This window comes from Leptospiraceae bacterium (assembly GCA_015075105.1).
In the GTDB taxonomy this organism is placed as follows: Bacteria; Spirochaetota; Leptospiria; order Leptospirales; family Leptospiraceae; genus JABWCC01.
Genome location: JABTUZ010000001.1, coordinates 1,499,935 through 1,516,549 on the forward strand (window position 1 = coordinate 1,499,935; position 16,615 = coordinate 1,516,549).

Here is a 16,615-nt window from a genome sequence, read left to right on the forward strand (position 1 = left end):
TTTTTGAAAAATTTTTCAAAACCGATTGGACTCTACCCAATTTTAGATTTAGACTATTGCACACTCAATTCTATTGAACCAGAAAACTTAATCGAGTTATGGGAGTCTAAGTCCGAATACATCCCGTTTTTTCAACTTAGAGGCAAATCCTTTTCCGAAAAAGAATACTCCGATAAGTATTTCTATTTTCTAAAAAAAATAAAAAATCTTCCAATCATAATTAATGATTTTTGGAAATTTGCAATCCGTGAAAAGGCTTATGGGCTGCACTTAGGGAAAGAAGACTTTGAAACTTTAACAAGGACAGAAAAAGAAGAATTATTTTCTTCTAACATCATAAAAGGCACATCCTCCCACAGTGTTTCAGACTTAGAAAATCTAAGTCCACAAGATTGGGACTATTCTGGAATTGGACCCATTTTCCCCACAAACACGAAAAGAAGTGATTATCCTGTTCTGGGAGCAGAATTTCTAAATTCGGCTAAATTGCATTCTAAAATTGCACTGGCTCCAATCGGTGGAATCTCTGAAAACAATTTAGAATCGGTATTTTTTTCAGGGAATTTTTTTCCAGCATCCATTAGCGCATTTGCAAAAGAAAAAAGATTTGAAAAATGTATTTCAATAATTAAAAAATCTCTTGTCCAATTAGAAAGAAAAACTGAAAATGGAAATTATGAAAAAAATAACTACTTCTAACCTAAAGAAAAAATCGATTTCTTTAAAAATTTCTAAGACTTCTAAAATTTCTAAAAAGAAAACCAAAGAAATGTTCACCGTACTAAATCCGGCAACACTAAAACCAATCGGGGAGCTGCCTGTATTTAGTCGAGAAATGGTAGAAGAGAAAATTTTAATCGCCAAGAAAGAATACTCCACATGGTCCAAACTTTCTTTAAAAGATAGGTCCAAAATTATCCTTAAATTTCGTAAAATCTTGGCTCAGAGTAGAGAAGAAATGATTTCTACTATTTGCGAAGAAACTGGAAAAACCAGAATGGACGCACTTATAGAAGTATTTGCAGAGTGCGAAGCCACAACCTACGTTGCAAAAAAAGGAATCAAATACTTATCTAATGAAAAAAGATCTTCCGGTCTTATGCAAATGAAAAGCTGTTATGTAAACTATCACCCTTTTGGAGTTGTAGGAATTATTTCCCCTTGGAATTACCCTCTTATCTTAAGTCTAAATCCAATCCTAAATGCACTAATGGCAGGGAACACTGTTGTGATAAAACCCTCAGAGATCACTCCATACACTACTCTAAAAGTACAAGAATTTTTTAAAAGAGCCGGACTCCCAGATGGTGCATTGCAAGTGATTACAGGTAAAGGTGAAACAGGCGCAGCACTCGTTGAATCTAAAAATACAGACATGATCTGCTTCACAGGATCCACAAGAACAGGTAGGATCATAGGTGAGGCTTGCGGAAAAATGTTAAAGCCTGTCATCTTGGAGCTTGGTGGAAAAGACCCAATGATTGTATTTGAAGACGCTGATCTTGTAAGAGCTGCCAAAGGTGCGCTTTGGGGAGGTTTTTTTAATTCGGGACAAACTTGTATTTCTGTAGAAAGAGTCTATGTAGAAAAATCTGTTTTCCAGAAATTTATTGAAATAGTAAAAAATGAATACAATCACGTAAGGCAAGGTCTTACAGAGAATTTCCCAAGCGTGGGGTCTATGACTTTTGATAAACAAGTCGAAATTGTAGAGTCTCACTACTCTGACGCTAAAAAGAAAGGTGCCAATCTAATTCTCGGAGGATCAAGAAAACTCGGACACGATGGACTCTTCCATGAGCCATCTGTAGTTGTAAATGTAAGCCATGAAATGAAAATCATGAAAGAAGAAACTTTCGGACCAGAAATCGCTATTATGGAATTTTCAAGCGAAGAGGAAGCGATAAACTTAGCCAACGACACAAACTATGGACTCAACGCATCAGTCTGGACGAAAGATTCAAAAAAAGCGAAAAGAGTCGCTGAGAGTATAAAATCAGGGTCAGTTTGTATTAATGATTGCCTGACAAATTACATGATCTCTGATCTTCCTTTTGGCGGGTTTAAAGAAAGTGGCCTTGGAAGAGTGCACGGGAAAGAAGGAATTCGTGCATTTGCTCAATCCCAATCTATTATGAAGAATAGATGGTTTTGGATATTTAAAAAAGAACTATGGTGGTTTCCTTACTCTAAAAGAATTTATAACCTATTTTCAAAAGCTGTGGACTTACTCTTTGGATAAATATAAAAAATTTACTCGATCAACTGATCCAATTTTTTGATAATCTTATATTTTTCTCTTATAGTGACAAATATATCGTCTATTGCGAGTAGGTCTTCTTTATTTTTTAAAATTTTTTCTCTTGGCTCGATTAAAAACCCTGTAAAATATACCTTGGATGAGTGGTTTAATACAAGATCGTTTTGCTCAAACTTGGTATCTAAACCTACTCGAATTGCCTTCCAACCTTGAAAAGTTAAATTGGATATAAATATTTTATGCACTTCACCTTTTACATCTATTAAATAAAAGAAAACCCTGGAACCATTCCCTGAAGAATATATATGAAAAGTAAACTCTTTTACAAATTCCCCAATTTCTAAAGGTTTATCAAAAAATATCTCCACCGGAAAAGTATTGCCTGTAGAAAAAAATCGAAGTAGTAGGCTCCTAGTTGAATTTGGAATCGGTGCAGTTACATTCCTGCTCATTCTAACTTCTGGAGAATTCTCCTCATTCCCGATGATTCTCAAATTTTTATGAGATAGAGAGTTTTTTTCAAAATCTTCGATGTTTTTTATCCTCCAAACCCTTTCTGATAGATTTTCATCCGCAAACACAGAAAAATTACTATATAAAAATATATGATAAATACAAAAAAAATTTATAAAAAGAAAATATTTATACATTTCTCTATCTTGACAATAGCATTACACACTGTAATATGGACTAAAATCAACTAAATAAATCACATATTAGGAGAAAAAATCGATGAAACAGTCATCACTTATAAAAATATTTGTTTTGTCCGCATTGATATTCGTATTTTCAATAGTCGGTCAAGATGCACCAGGCAATACAAACGCAGATAACCCCGAAGCCAATACAAGCCCACAAACAAAACCAGAAGATAAGCCAAAGAATGATCCAGCATCAGACCAACCAGCTACAGCTTCTGCAATTTTTGTAAATTCAAAAACCTCATTTGAGCTTAAAGCAACTGACGACAATACTCAAGTCGAGTATATCGAATACAGAATCAATGGAGGAGAATTCCAAAAATATAGTACACCTATTTCTTTATCAGAGGAAGGTCAAACTACAATCAACTACCGTGCTGTAGACAAGGCAGAAAATAAAGAGCCTTTAAAAGCGCTTATCGTTATTGTAGATAACACTAACCCAAGTGTTGCGATTGCACCCAGTGAGCCTCCATTTATACTTGAAGGAAAAAATTTTGCTTCTCCAAAGACAACTTATACTTTCAAGGCAGACGATAAGGTTTCCGGTGTAAAAAAAATTGAGTATCAAATTGACAACGAAACAAAACAAGAATACACTAACCAAGCAATCAAAATTGAAAAATCAGGAATGCACGTTGTAAAGTTTTCAGCAACCGACAACGCAGGAAATACTAGCAATGAGTCAACTTACATTATCAATGTTGACGACACAAAGCCTACCGTTGAATTAAAAGAATCTATTCCTTTTCTTACAGTTGATGGAAAGAATTACTCTAAAAAAGGCACAACAATTTCTGCAAAAGCTACAGATAACGAAAGTGGAGTCTTTAAGGTTTTAATCAAGATTGATTCAGCTTCTGATTTTACACCCTACACAGAGCCAGTGTCTATCACTACTCAAGGTGAGCACAGTATCGAAGCAAAAGCTATTGATAACGTAGGTAACGAAAGCGAAGTAAAGAAAATTACATTCTTCTCTGATGTAACACCTCCATCTACCACTATCAAGACAATCGCTCCATCTTCAACACCACCAGCTCAGTAGTAAATACGAGTCTGTTATATGAAAAGAGCGCCTGTTTAAGGTGCTCTTTTTTTTTAAAGTTAGATTTTTTTGAATTTTTTCTCTTTTTCGTCGGGTTTATGTCGTTTTAGTCTATTATATCGGGTAGTTTTTCTCTTGGAGAGGTAAGCTCCCCCCGCAATCGTGGTTACCGGGGTGGGAACTCCATTCTCGAAGAATCTGGTGAGGAGAATTATGTCCCATTCGGCAAGGTCAAGCACTAACAGAAGAGTAAAAGAGCGGTCTTGTGGTGCCGTGCCAGTCTGCAAGAATGCCAAGCTCAATCCAGTCATCGTTATTTGGGGTAAATTACTTCTTCTGCAAATTTTGTCCGACTTTTCTGTAAGCCTTTTCACCCTCTCCATCTTCTCAAATACACTTTCAAAGAATCACGTTTCTGTATCTATTCAACAGTGCGCAAATATTTTCGTCTCGAAAAACCTGTCGTTCTTCTATTAAACTCGTCCATGTATTTTGCCGGAACAAAGCAAGATCTGATTGTGTTTCTTGTAAATTTTGTAGGTTCATAAATTTCATCCTTAAGTAAATTTTTCTTTGCTCTGAACTATAAGGTAAAAAAGTTTGCTTTAGATAAAAAATTTTGCAATTTTTGGAAAATTTTTTTAGCACGAAAAAGTCCCAAATCTGTACTAAAGGCGTAAACTCTGAAATTTTCTAAAAAATTGGAGTTCCCACATTTTGCGTGAAAGGTGAACAATTGGTATAAAACATGCACTTTACTGAAAAGAGTGGAGATCCCACATTTTAGCACGAAAAGTGCAAAAACTGCACTAAAAACGGAAACTCAAAACCTTATCCTAAAAGATAAATCTATTAAAAAAGATTTCAGCCCTCTCCACTAATCTTCTGAATAGCCCCACTGAGTAGCCTATATAGATAAAAATAGTTTGACTCATCTTAAATATTAAAAATCCTTTATACATGGAACCTGATAATGCAAAGTTTAATTCAGCCATAACATATTCTGAAAATAAAGAATTTGAAGAAGCTATTAAAGTTTTAACTAGGCTATTGGAGAACGACCCGGATAATGTCTCTTTGCATATTGAAAGAGGAATGGCATACATTGAGTTGGAAGATGATCACAACTCAATAAAAGATTTACAACAAGCAGTAAATTTAAGCCCTGAGAATCCAATATCTCATTATACGCTTGGGCTAGCGTACATGACATTTCATCTTCCTGAAAAAGCGATCTCAGAATTTGAAGATGCAATTAATCTAAGCGATGACGAAGATGAACAAATTATCGGAGAGTCACTATTTCAATTAGGCAATGTTTTTTTTAATGTACAGGACTTAAATAGAGCAAGTAAATTTTTTGAAGAGGCAATAGCCTATCTTCCGGAGCATATTTATGCAAATTGCAATCTTGGAATTTGTCTCACCGAATTGGGAGAGCCTGAATCTGCCTTAATTTATTTTGATAAAATTTTAAACTCAAACAACAAAGTCTCAAATGCGCTGTTTGGAAGAGCTTGTGCTTACGCTATTTTGACAGATTTTGAAAGTGCAATTAGGGATTATTTAGACTATTTAAAATTAGTCCCCGAAGATGGATGTGTATGGTTGTATTTAGGGAATTGTTACATGGAATTAAAAGATACGATCAGTGCACATAACGCATGGATAAAAGCAGAAACGTTAGGCGAAATGCGTGCATCTATAAGAATAAAAGAAAACTCAATATGAAAAAATTTTCTAATCTTATATTATTTTTAACTGCAAGTGTATTTTATTTTCCCTTCAGAATTCTTCCCTACAGGGTTTGTTTGTTTCTTGGAGTTTGTATCGTAAACTTTTTTTATCCATTTGCAAAAAAGCATAAAAAGATCGCAAAAGAAAATCTATGTTTTGCTTTTCCGACAAAAACCGAAAAAGAAATCTCTGATCTTGTAAAAAAACACTTCCGTCATATCGGCATTCTTCTCGGTAGTACGTTGTTCGCACCGAGGATAGACAAAAAATGGGTAAATAAGTATTTAATCTATGAAGAGAAATCTCTTGAGCTTGAAAAAAAAATTCGAGCCGAGAATAAATCTGCCGTCATTGTAATGGGTCACCTTGGAGTTTGGGAAATTTTTGTTCAACTTGTTGGGCTTCGTTTTCAAGGAGTGGGAATGTACAAAAAAATCAGAAATCCATTAGTTGACTCTATGATTTTTAAAATGCGTTCCAAAAATAAAATTATTCTGTACCCGATGGAAGAATCCGTGTCTGTACTAAAGGCAATCAAGAAAGGATATTGGACTGCTTTTGGTCCGGATCAAAACGCAGGAAAAGCCGGAATTTTTATTAATTTTTTCAATCGGCCAGCGTCAACTTATGTTGGCCCTGTGATGATGGCTTACGCTGCAAATTCGAGATTACTTTTTTACTCAATTACAAGCCTTGAAAAAGGAAGGGTCTTAATGAGGATGAAAGACATTGGGTTTATCGAAAAAGAGAAATTTGAAACAAAAGAAAAAGCACTTCGGTTTTACACAGAAAAATGGGTGAAGTTATTGGAAGAAGAAATAAAGCTATTCCCCGAACAGTACTTTTGGGTTCACAGAAGGTGGAGAACTAAGCCTGGAGATTTTCCCGATCAAAAATAATTTTCCACCTGCCATAAAATCATTTTTGGCTAAAAATGAAAAAAACTATTTTAGGGTTTATGCAGAAGTGTCTCAATTTTTTCCGGAAAGTTTTTCAGATAAGTATAAAAATGAGTCTTCTCTAATTTTTTCTAAGTCTGTAAAAGCTACTCCAATGGACTCTGCCAGTTCATACTCTTTTTGAATATTTGTATCGAAAATCCCAGAATCATCTGTTCCGATAGTTACCCTTAATCCTTTTTCGATAAATCTTTTTAACGGGTGGTTTTCTTTTTTTTCCATCCTGCCTATCCTAAGATTAGAGGTCGGACAAGACTCAATAACCGTTTTATTTTCCGCAAGTTTTTTCATTGCAAATTCCTGAAAGGTTTTCAATTCCATTTCTGAATAACTATCAAATAAGGTAGTAACCAATTCGTCTAAGTTTCTATTTTGTAAATTTCCCAACTCTACTATTTTTTTTTCAATTGGTTGCAAACTCCCAAACTTACCTATTTCTTTATAGTTGTCTATTTCAAATTTTAGCTCGTCTATTCTTTCAGAAACTTTTTCTACAAAATTTTTCCCGGTAAATATTTTTGGATCTAATCCGAGAGCAAGGCAATGCCCAAGCCTGTGAGCTCCATTTTTTGAAGTCTCATAAATCCACCGTACTGTAGAAATCGGGGTCTTATCCCCAAAACTTTCCCCTACATGGTAAAGAATAGAAAGGGCGTATTGAGGTTCTATTAAGTTATCAGAATTTACAGTTTGAAAAAAGTCTTTTTTTTCTTTTGGAGGAAAATTTTCTTCTACTCCGCAAAAATCGATACCGACCAAATATTTTCTAACTACTTCGCTATTTTTCATGCAGTTTTTTAGCCATTTGTATTGTGTATAAAAATCCCCGTCTCTATGTAGTGAAACAATGAGTCTTCCTTGGATTTTTTCCAAAACCCCTTCTGCTTCTTTTAGTCCTTCGCAGGCCGTAATTGTTTTTTCGTGGTAGCCTTTTTCTGTTTCTAATGGAGAATACATAATTCTATACTCTGAAAAACTCGCCCCAAAAGACATATCTTTTCGCATAACGTCCATACAGACTCTTTTAATTTCTTCCGGTTGAAACTTTGTCAAAGCAATTACCAAATTGAACTTGGATTGAAACTCTAAAAAAGGTGCTCTCGACTTAAAATGGGACAATTTTTTAAATTCATTAATATCTCCGTATTTCAAAAAAAAAGTATTTGGATCGATTTTTTCATGAAAAAGCTTTTCGTGTAATTCAATAAATATATCCCAACGAGGAGTAGGATTTTCTTTCCCTATTTGCAAAAGTATTTCTGCATCAATTGCCCCGTATAAATGGGAATGCAAGTCACAATATTTATTCATAAAAGCGTAATGACCAAATTAAAAATATTTTTTTCAAGGAAGTAAACTACCCGTAGCCTCGTCAAATGCAGCAATTCCACCACGAGGCTGGCCTGAAATATTTGCAAACATTCCAACGACATAGATAATATTTCCTATAATTTTTACATCGTATAAGGCATTATCAGGATTTGGATTCCATGAAGTCACAAGGCCTGTTAAATAATTTATTGAAGATAGATTATTTCTAGATTGCCCACCGATGATACTATAGCTGCCCCCAATATATACTAAATTGTTCTTTTTAGCCACGGATTGAGTCGAAGCACCGGTAATTATCAAATTTAAGTTCGTTGCAAGTGCAGTGGATATGTCCAACTCCCCAACAAATGTTCTTGATTGACCCCCTATATTTGTAAAATTCCCACATACAAAAACACTATTCCCCGTAATGTATGTAGAATTTACAAGAGAGCCTCCACTCGGATTTGGATTCCATGGATCTAATGAAGCAGTATTTGTATTTAAAGCTCCAATTCTAACTCTTCCACTCCCACCAAGCAAATTAAATGATCCTGCAACATACAAAGTCGAATTATTCAAAGTTAAACCATAAACTGCGTTGTTAGTGCTACTGTTCCAAGGAGTTACAAGGCCAGTAGTTGCATCTATTGAAGCAATATTTGTTCTAGAATTAACACCTATTGTGGTAAATGATCCACCAATATATACAGTGTCGCCACTGACCGCAATTGAGTATATACTCCCGGAACTGTTTGGATTCCAAGAATTTAAAATTCCTGTGTCTTTATTAAAAGAAGCGATATAATTTCGTGAAGTCCCTGCAATTGTCGTAAATGCACCACCAATATAGACAGTGGATCCAGAAATTGCAATTGCACTTGGCTGACCATTTGGGTTTGGGTCCCATGAAGTTACATTTCCGGTTTGAAGGTCAACACTCGCAAGATAATTTCTTGATTGTCCTCCAAATATTGTAAAAGTCCCCCCTGCGTACAATGTGTTGCAAGAAATAGCAAAAGTAGTAACCCAGGCTCCAGCCCCACTACCCACTTTAGGATTGATTGTAGAAAACCCTGAAGTAACATAATCATTTGAAAAAGAATTACCCACAAGGTCTTTGGCTGCAGTAGTAATTTTGACTTTGTAGGTATTTCCCACACATAAATTCGGATTTGGTGTAAAAGTAAAGCTCGGATTAGAGGAAGTAAGCGTCCCACCAACGCAGCTAGAAAAATCATTTGCGCTCACCTGAAATGACCCACTACACGTTCCATCCGAACCTTGGGTTGTAAGTGTAGAAGAATTCATCGGCTTGTTAAAAGTCACTGAAATCGTATTTTGAATGGATACACTTGTAGTAGAATCCGCAGGGGATACACTGATTACCCATGGATTTTCGTGAGGACAAAATACACTATCCTGACCCATTGCACACCTAAGCCCCTGCATCGCAAAAAAAGATGAATCGCCGATACTCAATGGATTGTCCAACTTAGACTTATGGCAAGAAATGAAAAAGAGAATTAAGCAAATAACGGTTCCTGCAAAATAAGATTTTTGAAAAAAGTAAAAAAACATATCCCAATTTTTAAAAATTTTCTTCATCATACAATTATAAATAAATTATTTCTATCTCCTTATAGTTTCAATTAAATTTTTATTCATTATAAAAAAATAAACAAATGAAACAAAAATTTATTTCAGTTAAATGATTTTTTTTCATTTTTTATAATTCAAAAGAGCGTATAAATTCCCGAATAGTCTCGATATGGTCTATTTCGGGAGACGGATTTTCCTTACTCGGCTCATATAGATAATCATCGAATACATGGTAATCAAAAATCTTCAATTCAAAATCAGGAATCGTGATGATAATATTTTCTGAGTGCAAGTCAAAAATCATTTTTTCTTTTTCCGCCAAATATTGTGTAACCTCAATCACCCTGTGAAAATCAAATGCAATTTTTTTCAGCTTCCCTTTTCCGATAACACCGAATTTATGAGTATCAAAATTTAGCTTCCATTTTGGAAACAGCATTTCACCTATCACGTTTTGTTTTATTTTTTCATTTAGTTTCACAAACTCTTTCAAATGTTTTCCTGCAATTAACTTCTGGTTGTCGCAAGGGGTGAGAGTAACCAAAGGAATCTGAAAAGGATTCGCACGGTATCTAAGCCCCATAAAAAATCGAGTAGGCATCACAAGATCAGGAATCAAAGATTTAATCTTCCAATATTGCAATCTTTCGAGACCCAACCTTTTGAATTTAAAATCTATTTCTTCTTTGGAAGATTGAAAAAATGTTTTTCTTTCTAAAAACTCTTTTAGTTGCAATTCTTCGGGTTTCAGATACTTTTCTAAATTTTTAGAAACTTCTTTATACAGGGATCCAAAAAGTGGATCAGATAAAAACTTAGACTTGCCGACTTTTACAACTTGATTCCAAGGAAGTTTATACACAAACTTATACGAGCCGCGTCCAATATAATCTTCATTCGTTATAGGCATAAAATTATCCAAAAATTCTCTATTGTATTTGTGCGTTATACGGAATATGTGAGAGACTGGAAATATTTTTTCATAAGCCTTTCGGACAAACCCAGATTGTCTTAGAGCAAAATCTACAGGCAGATCTTCTACGGGAATTGGTTTTTTTTCTTTGTCTGGATCAAAGAATAATTCTCTATCTAGACCTTTTTCTAAGATTTCTACAAAACTTGGAAACTTATTTATTTTTCTGAATTTCCACCAACTCTTAGATTTTGCTTCAGATTCTTTAGGCTCTTCAGTGTCCACAAATAGATAAACTTATCGAACTAAAAAAAAGGTCACTTAAAATTTTTCTAAGATACTCAAAATTCCCTCTCCAAACTTTTCAGCCTTAGAATTCCCGACCCCTTTAATGTTTAATAGCTCTACCTTATTTTCTGGTTTTTGCTCTGAAATTCTTTTTAAGACAGCATTTTGAAACACCATGTATTTTTTCCACTTTAGTCTTCTCGCTTCCCTGTCTCTATAATTTTTCAACTCTTTGAGTAAAGTTGCAGATTTTTTTGGGACTGAAGTTTTTTTTATTAAACTAGATTTGTCAATAGGAGGAAATTTTATATGGTATAGCTTTGGGTATTTTTTTCCTGCAACTTTTAATTCATTTTTTTCGAGCATCTTCTCAAAAAGCAAAAGTATAGATTCATCAGGAATATTTTTTAGTTTCCCGTAAAGCTCGGACTTCTCTAGTTTTCTTTTTAGTATATCTTTTGTTTTTTTTCCTCTTAGAATTTGGCATAAAATATTTTTTCCATAAAACCCCGGATAGAATTCAAACAAGTTTAGAATAATTTCTATTTCTTCATTCGTAAATTCATGTGAAGATTTTTTTAATTTTTCATTTCGAATAAATTCTTCTTTTTCAATTAGCAAATCTCTTTTATAATTCGATTTTTTGTTTTTGCAATTATCGCAAGAATCGCATTTATCCAAAGCCTCCCCAAAATAGTTGCATAGAAATTTTTGTCTGCAAATTGAAGTAAAAGAATATTCTTTCATTTTAGTAAGTAGCTCTAAATTTCTGGAATTGTGACTGCCTTTTTGCAATATAAATCTCTGTGTAGATACATCTTTATTCTGAAAAAATAAAACACATTCAGAATTTTTACCGTCTCTTCCGGCTCGTCCGGATTCCTGAAAATAATGCTCTAATGACGAAGGAGTTTGGTAATGCACTACGAGCCGAATATCAGGGTAGTCAACCCCCATTCCAAATGCGTTAGTCGCTATCAGTATATTTACTTTTCCTGTAAAGTATGAATTCTGCATATTTTCTCTTGCTGTGGCTGACCGACCCGCATGGTATTTACCTACTCTAAATCCTGAATTTTTTAGTTTTTCATAAACTCCATCTACCTGCACTCGTGTTGCACAATAAATGATCGCTTTACCGGAATTTTTATTATTGAAGTTGTGCTTTATTAAAATCTCTTCAAGATGGATTTCTTTGTCTCTCTCACTCTCTGTAAATTCTACTTTAAAGGAAAGATTCTTTCTATAAAAACTCCTTTTTACAATCTTAGGGTCTTGCATTTTCAAACTTTCACAAATATCTGAAATTACCCTTTCGGTTGCGGTTGCCGTAACTGCAATTACAGGAATTTTTTCTCCACAAACTTTTCTGAGTTTTAGTAAATCTCTGTATTCTTTCCTAAAATCGTGTCCCCACTGTGAAATACAATGGGCTTCATCAATTGCTATAAAACTCACACTGATTTGAGATACAATTTTTAAAAAATATTCTGATGTTGCCTTTTCAGGGGACACATACACTAACTTCAACTTTCCTGTCACAAATCTGCTGATAGATCTCATTTGTTCAAGCTCATCTTGAGAAGAATTTATAAAAGTAGAAGGAATTCCAATAGCAGATAACGCATCTACCTGATCTTTCATCAATGAGATTAAAGGAGATATCACTATACAAGTTTTATCTTCAGATATTGCAGCAGGCAATTGATACGTGATAGACTTTCCCCCACCTGTCGGGAAAAGCACTAACGTATCTTTCCCCGATAAAATACAACGAATCGCTTCCAACTGACCTTCTCGGAATTCTTTCAATCCAAAAATTTTTTCTAAGCTAACTTGTAGTGAATCTAATGAAAATTTTTCCACGTAATTTTCTCTTGACCTGCAATAGGGAAATTTTACTATAAGAACCAATTCACCTATAGGAAAAAAAATTGCAAATCAAAGTTCTTTTGGTATTTTCGGCTGGAATCGTATTCAATGCAATGGCGAATATACTGATTAAATCCAGTTCTTTTCAAGACAAAGAATCACTTCAATCAGCCGATTCTAAAATTCAAGGGCTTATACTTACTCTATTCAATCCGTTATTTATTTCAGGATTGGCTTCTTTTGGGATAGCCTTGATCGCATACAGATACGTGCTTGGACAAGGATTAAAACTTTCTTTAGCCTATCCTGTATTTACGAGTACCGGCTTTATAATCGTACTCATAGCATCTTCTTTTCTATTCAAAGAGAAGTTAAGCTCCTCTCAATGGCTTGGGATTGTATTTATTATTGCTGGAGTATGGCTTACCGGTTCAAAAATGTTTACAGAGGTTTGATTTTCATAAGAGGGAGTTGTGAATTTATTTCGTAAAGGACTAATTCAAAGTTACCTGTTCTATCCGCTTGGACTTTTTGTAATCGCTTCATTTTTCACTTCCGAAAAATTCACAATACGAATAAATCCATCAAAAAAAATAAAGCCTCTTCCTGAAATTGTAAACCTATTTTATGAAAATCCGAATATTTCTGTCTTAGAAACTTATCCGAATACCCCACTCACAAAGCCAGAAACCCACAATACCTATTTTCAAAAATATTCCGAAAATAATTTTTTTATTAATCAAGAATTTTCAGATCACGGAGTCAAAAATTCCTTCAAAGCGATAAGAATTCCAAAACAAGGAAAAATTCGTTTTAAAATTGAAGGGAAGATCAACCATACACTAAAACTAAAGTCTTCTCTAAATTTTAAAGAGTTATTTTCAGAAAAAAACAAATCCTCTTCACAAAATTTACAAATATATTTGAACAATACAGAAATTTCACAAAATGAAAAAATAGTTTCTGAAACAAGTGAAAATATTTTAACAATTGAAAATACTGGAAATTTGATATACATATCAGAATTAATTTTACAAAAAGAAAGCACTGAAAATCGTCCGAATGTAATATTTATCGTAATCGACTCGCTTCGTAAAGACGCAATCGGAGTATCAGGAACAGAATATGAAGCATCCCCTGCAATAGATACCTTCGCAAAAAGATCCATGTATTTTACAAACCATTCAGTAAACTCTTCTTGGACAAGACCCTCTACAATGATTTTTTTTACAGGAATGTATCCGTCGAAAACTTTTATAAATTTCTGGGACTATCCGGTTTTCCCGGAAGAAAGACGAGCCTTTTATAACTCGGATATACTTCCACTACCCGCACTTTTTTCTGTGAATGGTTACGAGTCAGCGATGATCGGAAATAATCCTTTTGTTACAGATCACAGATACCTTGGAGTTGATACAGGGTTTGAAAAAGTTTTTGATTTTTCCTTAATAGAAAAAGATACAATTCCAATTACAGAAAAGTCCATTTCTTTTTTAAACAAAAGAAAAGCGTCACTAAAAGAAAGACCATTTTTTCTATTCTTAAATTACAACGACCCCCATCGTCCTTACACTCCACCGGAAAAGTTTTTACACCAAGTGAAAATATCTGAAAGTGAAGACTATAGAAAAAAATCGTACCTTGGAGAAGTTGCATTCGTTGATTCTGAACTAAACAGATTTTTTAAACATTTAAAAGAAAATAATTTATTCGACAACTCATTTATTCTCATTACCTCTGACCACGGAGAAGTAATGGACAGGTCGCATTCAATTTCTAAATTTTCGGGAATCTACACTTTATTCGGACACGGACAAGGGCTATACGAAGAAGATATTCAAACACCTCTAATCATAAAACTTCCAAACCAAGAAACAGGAAGAATAATCACTACCCAAGTACGCTCTATTGATATTTTCCCTACACTTTTAGATTATCTAAAATTCAAACCCAACCATTTACCAAATGGAGAAAGTTTAAAACCCGTGATCGAAGGACTTGAAACCAAAGACAGGGAATACTACGGTGAAAGTAGAGGTGTAATGACGTATAGAAAAAATGGATTTAAGCTAAAACAGAAAACTTATAAATTCCATAGAACCGGATTTTCCTGGGATGGGAAAATTCAAGAAGAGCCGTCTTTTCTATATGATTTAAAAAATGATCCGAATGAGCACTCACCCATCCAAAATTTAGAAATAGAAAATGATTTGAGTCATTCTATGAACACTTTTCAAACCGAAGATTCGTTCTATGTATTTAGAATTGCAAACCCAAACAAAAAAAAAGGACATAGGTTGAATTTAAAAGTCTCATCCAAAATCGGAAAAGCCATTTTTATTTCTGAAAAAAATTCAATGCAATCGGAAAAATTTATAACAACAGGAAATGGATTTCAAATAGATAAGATATTCGGTGACGAAGAACTATTGCAATTTCGATTTAAAATCTATCCCGACATCACTCTTCCTGAAATCTCTATTAGCTTGGACAACAATCCAATCCACAAGGGAGAAATAGGAGTCGGAGAAATGGATGTCTTTCCTGGAACTTGTAAAATTTCAAATACTTCATGCTCAGATTTGTATCTTTCAAAAAACAGGAAACCAGATTTACCAAGACATTTCAGAATACAGGTCTGGAAAAATGGAGAAAATAATTCCTACACACAAAACTCAGGGATATTAGAAAAGGATGCACTAAATATATTAAAAAAACAAGGATATGTAAAATGAATAAAGGTGCGTTAGCCGGAATCAGAGTTGTTGACCTAAGTCTTTTGTTGCCCGGGCCGCTTTGCTCTATGTATCTTGGAGATATGGGAGCAGAGGTAATAAAAGTTGAAAACCCAAGAGCGTACGACGGGACAAGAGCCATGCAAAAAAACGAAAACGGCTTTGCCGGCTCGTTTCACTTACTCAATAGAAATAAAAAAGCAATTACTTTAAATCTAAAAAAACCGGAATCAAAAGAAATTCTTTTTCGTTTATTAGAAAAATCGGATATACTACTCGAAGGATTTCGCCCATCTACGTTAGACGAAATGGGAATTGGCTATGATACTCTAAAAGAAAAATTTCCCCGACTTATTTATTGCGGTATTTCTGGTTATGGAATCTCAGGACCTTATAAAGATTTAGCAGGACACGACGGAAACTATCTATCCCTGTCCGGTCTATTAGATCAAATGGGTACAAAAGACTCTCCTCCTTCTCTGGCAGGATTTCAAGTTGCCGATATTGGGGGGGGAACTCTAATCGCACTCTCTGGAATTCTGGCTGCACTATATTCCAGGGAAAAAACCGGCAAAGGTCAAAGAATTGATGTTTCTATGATGGAAGGCTCCTTGCAATTCTTGTCTCTTTATGCAGGTGGGTATATTTCTGAAAATACAAATCCAAAAAGAGGAGATGAGATTCTTTCAGGAAAATTACCCAACTACTCAGTTTATGAAATCCAAAACAATAGGTATGTTTTTTTAGGTGCTTTAGAAGAAAGATTTTTTCGAACTTTTTTACGTCATACAAATTTAGAAAGTATCTTAGAAGAATTTCCATATCAAGAAAAAAATTTTGGTAATATAAAAGAAAAAATTAGAGACTACTTTTTAAAACAAAATGAAGACTCATTAAAAAATATATTTGAAAACAAAGACACTTGCCTGACACTTGTGAAAAAAATTTCTGAAGTGTTTCAAGACCCACACTTGAAAGAAAGAAAATCCATATTTTATTTTGAACACCCTGTTTACGGAAAAATTCCACAGTTTGCAGCACCTTTTAGATTTTCAGAAACACCTTGCGAATACAGATTGCACGCACCTGAGCACGGTGAGCACAATTTAGAGGTATTTAAAGTCTTGGGTTACTCAGAAAACGCAATTATAGACCTAAAAAAAAATCGAATTATTTAATTTTTTTTTAT

Annotated in this window: 15 protein-coding genes; 8 read left to right on the top strand and 7 right to left on the bottom strand. The window is 34.2% G+C overall.

Features of this window, described 5'->3' with window-relative positions; genetic code table 11:
* The first annotated feature begins 3 nt into the window (after window positions 1-3).
* Together HS129_07295 and HS129_07300 are read left to right on the top strand one after the other, a co-directional pair.
* On the top strand, window positions 4-699 hold the full coding sequence (locus tag HS129_07295; GenBank protein MBE7411855.1) for a thiamine phosphate synthase: 696 nt from the start codon (window positions 4-6) through the stop codon (window positions 697-699).
* On the top strand, window positions 677-2,242 hold the full coding sequence (locus HS129_07300) for an aldehyde dehydrogenase family protein (protein ID MBE7411856.1): 1,566 nt from the start codon (window positions 677-679) through the stop codon (window positions 2,240-2,242). The genes HS129_07295 and HS129_07300 overlap by 23 nt, the downstream gene beginning before the upstream one ends.
* A gap of 11 nt (window positions 2,243-2,253) precedes the next feature.
* On the opposite strand, the gene HS129_07305 is transcribed toward HS129_07300, so the two are convergent.
* Window positions 2,254-2,910, bottom strand: a complete 657-nt coding sequence (locus tag HS129_07305) for a hypothetical protein (GenBank protein MBE7411857.1) — start codon at window positions 2,908-2,910, stop codon at window positions 2,254-2,256.
* An 82-nt stretch (window positions 2,911-2,992) separates the two neighbouring features.
* Here HS129_07305 and HS129_07310 point away from each other — a divergent pair, with 82 nt between their 5' ends.
* Window positions 2,993-4,009: a hypothetical protein gene (locus HS129_07310; protein ID MBE7411858.1), complete on the top strand. Its 1,017-nt coding sequence runs from the start codon at window positions 2,993-2,995 to the stop codon at window positions 4,007-4,009.
* A 59-nt stretch (window positions 4,010-4,068) separates the two neighbouring features.
* On the opposite strand, the gene HS129_07315 is transcribed toward HS129_07310, so the two are convergent.
* Both HS129_07315 and HS129_07320 read right to left on the bottom strand, forming a co-directional pair.
* A complete protein-coding gene (locus tag HS129_07315; protein ID MBE7411859.1) occupies window positions 4,069-4,383 on the bottom strand; it encodes a hypothetical protein in 315 nt (104 codons plus the stop codon).
* Between the two features lie 25 nt (window positions 4,384-4,408).
* On the bottom strand, window positions 4,409-4,555 hold the full coding sequence (locus HS129_07320) for a hypothetical protein (protein ID MBE7411860.1): 147 nt from the start codon (window positions 4,553-4,555) through the stop codon (window positions 4,409-4,411).
* A gap of 414 nt (window positions 4,556-4,969) precedes the next feature.
* On the opposite strand from HS129_07320, the gene HS129_07325 reads away from it, so the two are divergent.
* Together HS129_07325 and HS129_07330 are read left to right on the top strand one after the other, a co-directional pair.
* Window positions 4,970-5,740, top strand: coding sequence for a tetratricopeptide repeat protein (locus HS129_07325; protein MBE7411861.1), 771 nt, complete (start codon window positions 4,970-4,972; stop codon window positions 5,738-5,740).
* The gene (locus tag HS129_07330) at window positions 5,737-6,645 is read left to right on the top strand and encodes a lauroyl acyltransferase (GenBank protein ID MBE7411862.1); all 909 of its coding nucleotides are present in this window, start codon (window positions 5,737-5,739) and stop codon (window positions 6,643-6,645) included. Before HS129_07325 ends, HS129_07330 begins: the two co-directional genes overlap by 4 nt.
* Window positions 6,646-6,717: 72 nt before the next feature.
* On the opposite strand, the gene HS129_07335 is transcribed toward HS129_07330, so the two are convergent.
* From HS129_07335 to HS129_07350, 4 genes are all read right to left on the bottom strand, one after another.
* The gene (locus HS129_07335; protein MBE7411863.1) at window positions 6,718-8,016 is read right to left on the bottom strand and encodes an adenosine deaminase; all 1,299 of its coding nucleotides are present in this window, start codon (window positions 8,014-8,016) and stop codon (window positions 6,718-6,720) included.
* 33 nt (window positions 8,017-8,049) lie between these two features.
* Window positions 8,050-9,498 (bottom strand): Ig-like domain-containing protein, encoded by a 1,449-nt coding sequence (locus HS129_07340; GenBank protein ID MBE7411864.1) that lies wholly within the window; start codon window positions 9,496-9,498, stop codon window positions 8,050-8,052.
* Between the two features lie 247 nt (window positions 9,499-9,745).
* A complete protein-coding gene (locus HS129_07345) occupies window positions 9,746-10,354 on the bottom strand; it encodes a hypothetical protein (GenBank protein ID MBE7411865.1) in 609 nt (202 codons plus the stop codon).
* 498 nt (window positions 10,355-10,852) lie between these two features.
* Window positions 10,853-12,685, bottom strand: coding sequence for an ATP-dependent DNA helicase RecQ (locus HS129_07350; protein MBE7411866.1), 1,833 nt, complete (start codon window positions 12,683-12,685; stop codon window positions 10,853-10,855).
* Window positions 12,686-12,753: 68 nt separating this feature from the next.
* Between HS129_07350 and HS129_07355 the strand changes: the two genes are divergently transcribed.
* From HS129_07355 to HS129_07365, 3 genes are read left to right on the top strand one after another with little or no spacing between them, the layout of a single operon-like run.
* Window positions 12,754-13,146 carry a cation transporter gene (locus tag HS129_07355; GenBank protein MBE7411867.1) on the top strand — a complete coding sequence of 131 codons (393 nt, stop codon included), beginning with the start codon at window positions 12,754-12,756 and terminating at the stop codon, window positions 13,144-13,146.
* Window positions 13,147-13,164: 18 nt separating this feature from the next.
* Window positions 13,165-15,426 (top strand): sulfatase, encoded by a 2,262-nt coding sequence (locus tag HS129_07360; protein MBE7411868.1) that lies wholly within the window; start codon window positions 13,165-13,167, stop codon window positions 15,424-15,426.
* Entirely contained in the window at window positions 15,423-16,604 is a 1,182-nt protein-coding gene (locus tag HS129_07365) for a CoA transferase (GenBank protein ID MBE7411869.1), read from the top strand. The genes HS129_07360 and HS129_07365 overlap by 4 nt, the downstream gene beginning before the upstream one ends.
* Window positions 16,605-16,615 lie beyond the last annotated feature (11 nt).

Coding starts and splice junctions, on each gene's coding strand:
- HS129_07300 (MBE7411856.1), top strand. CDS start 677: ATGAAAAAAATAACTACTTCTAACCTAAAGAAAAAATCGATTTCTTTA.
- HS129_07305 (MBE7411857.1), bottom strand. CDS start 2,910: ATGTATAAATATTTTCTTTTTATAAATTTTTTTTGTATTTATCATATA.
- HS129_07310 (MBE7411858.1), top strand. CDS start 2,993: ATGAAACAGTCATCACTTATAAAAATATTTGTTTTGTCCGCATTGATA.
- HS129_07320 (MBE7411860.1), bottom strand. CDS start 4,555: ATGAACCTACAAAATTTACAAGAAACACAATCAGATCTTGCTTTGTTC.
- HS129_07325 (MBE7411861.1), top strand. CDS start 4,970: ATGGAACCTGATAATGCAAAGTTTAATTCAGCCATAACATATTCTGAA.
- HS129_07330 (MBE7411862.1), top strand. CDS start 5,737: ATGAAAAAATTTTCTAATCTTATATTATTTTTAACTGCAAGTGTATTT.
- HS129_07335 (MBE7411863.1), bottom strand. CDS start 8,016: ATGAATAAATATTGTGACTTGCATTCCCATTTATACGGGGCAATTGAT.
- HS129_07365 (MBE7411869.1), top strand. CDS start 15,423: ATGAATAAAGGTGCGTTAGCCGGAATCAGAGTTGTTGACCTAAGTCTT.